General features: G+C 48.7%; 3 protein-coding genes. All 3 read left to right on the forward strand.

Going from position 1 to position 1,629, the window contains the following annotated elements; translation table 11 throughout:
* Positions 1-446, forward strand: a 446-nt coding sequence (locus EQY_RS0110540; RefSeq protein WP_000297000.1) for a DUF968 domain-containing protein, incomplete at its 5' end; no start/stop codon positions are given.
* Positions 447-812, forward strand: a complete 366-nt coding sequence (locus EQY_RS0110545) for a RusA family crossover junction endodeoxyribonuclease (RefSeq protein ID WP_000140019.1) — start codon at positions 447-449, stop codon at positions 810-812.
* On the forward strand, positions 809-1,498 hold the full coding sequence (locus tag EQY_RS0110550; protein WP_001064879.1) for a bacteriophage antitermination protein Q: 690 nt from the start codon (positions 809-811) through the stop codon (positions 1,496-1,498). The genes EQY_RS0110545 and EQY_RS0110550 overlap by 4 nt, the downstream gene beginning before the upstream one ends.
* The last annotated feature ends 131 nt before the right edge of the window (positions 1,499-1,629 follow it).

A 1,629-nucleotide genomic window follows, 5' to 3' on the forward strand; every position in this document is an offset into this window, starting at 1 on the left:
TACCGGGAGAGCAGACAGCCACCAGCATACTGAAGCAGCGCACAAAAAATCTTGCGCCGTTGCCTCACGTCCACCAGCAACAAATCCCGCCACAGGAAAAGACGGTGGTAAGCATTGCCGTTGATCCGGAGTCACCGGCTCAGTATCTCCAGCGCCAGAAACCACAACGGGAAGAGATGCCTGTATACACGCGTTGGGTAAAAACGCAGAAATGCATGACGTGCGGTAATCAGGCAGATGATCCGCATCACATCATTGGTCATGGACTTGGAGGGATGGGAACAAAGGCTGACGATTTGTTTGTTATTCCACTGTGTCGTAGATGCCATAACGAACTACACGCCGGGGTAAAAGATTTTGAAGACAGACACGGTAGCCAGCTGTTGTTGCTGATTCGTTTTTTAATGCACGCGAGAAACTCGGGTGTCCTGAAGTGGAAAGCATAAATGACTGAACGCATAGAATTTGTTTTGCCTTACCCGCCTACGGTGAACACCTACTGGCGACGTCGTGGCAGCACATATTTTGTATCAAAAGCCGGTGAGCGTTATCGCCGTGATGTGGCGCTCATTGTTCGCCAGCAGCGGCTGAAATTAAACCTGTCCGGAAGGCTGGCGATAAAGATTATTGCAGAGCCACCGGATAAGCGCCGCCGTGACCTGGACAATATTCTGAAAGCACCACTGGATGCACTGACACATGCGGGGTTGCTTATCGACGACGAGCAGTTTGATGAAATCAATATTGTGCGCGGTCAGCTCGTTCCTGGTGGTCGGTTGGGGATAAAAATCACAGAACTGGAGTGCGCATGAATAACCAGTATTTACAGTTTGTGCGTGAACAGCTCATTATCGCCACCGCCGATTTGAGTGGAGCAACAAAAGGTCAGCTTGAAGCCTGGCAGGAGAATGCCATGTTTGATACCGGGCGTTACAGGCGTAAAAAAATCCGGTACCGCGATGAAGTGACCGGAAAAATGATCACGCTGGATAATCCACCAATCCCGGGGAAACAATCGCTGGCAAAGGGGGCGTCAATTCCTCTGGTAAGTCAGGTTGAGTTTTCGACATCATCATGGCGACGGGCAGTTCTGTCTCTTGAAGAACATCATAAAGCCTGGTTGTTGTGGTGTTACAGCGGAAATATTTGCTGGGAACACCAGATCGCGATAACGCAGTGGGTGTGGAATGAATTTAATGTTCAATCCGGTACCAGAAAAATTGCAGAGAAAACACGGGAGCGCCTGAAAAAATTAATCTGGCTGGCGGTGCAGGATGTGAAGAGCGAGCTGGCTGGGAGTGAGACTTATGAATATCAGGAACTGGCTGAATTGATGGGGGTTGCTAAATCCACATGGACAGAGACATACCGACCTCGCTGGGAGATTATGCGTGACTGTGTTACAGGCCTGGACAAAGATGCGCTTATATCGGCAATGCACTTACGTTCACAACAAAAGGTATCTAATACCAGGTTAAATATTGCAAAACCGAACTGAAAAGTGTATTTTGCGCATAAATCTGATATTTTGCCGATTTTTTACGCGATGGCAAAGTAAGCAAGGCCCGCCGCTGAGCGGGTTTTTTATGCCTGAAAAATGGTACAGAACATTAAACGCGCTGGTGGTTG

The organism is Escherichia sp. TW14182 (assembly GCF_000208525.1).
Classification (GTDB): Bacteria; Pseudomonadota; Gammaproteobacteria; order Enterobacterales; family Enterobacteriaceae; genus Escherichia; species Escherichia ruysiae.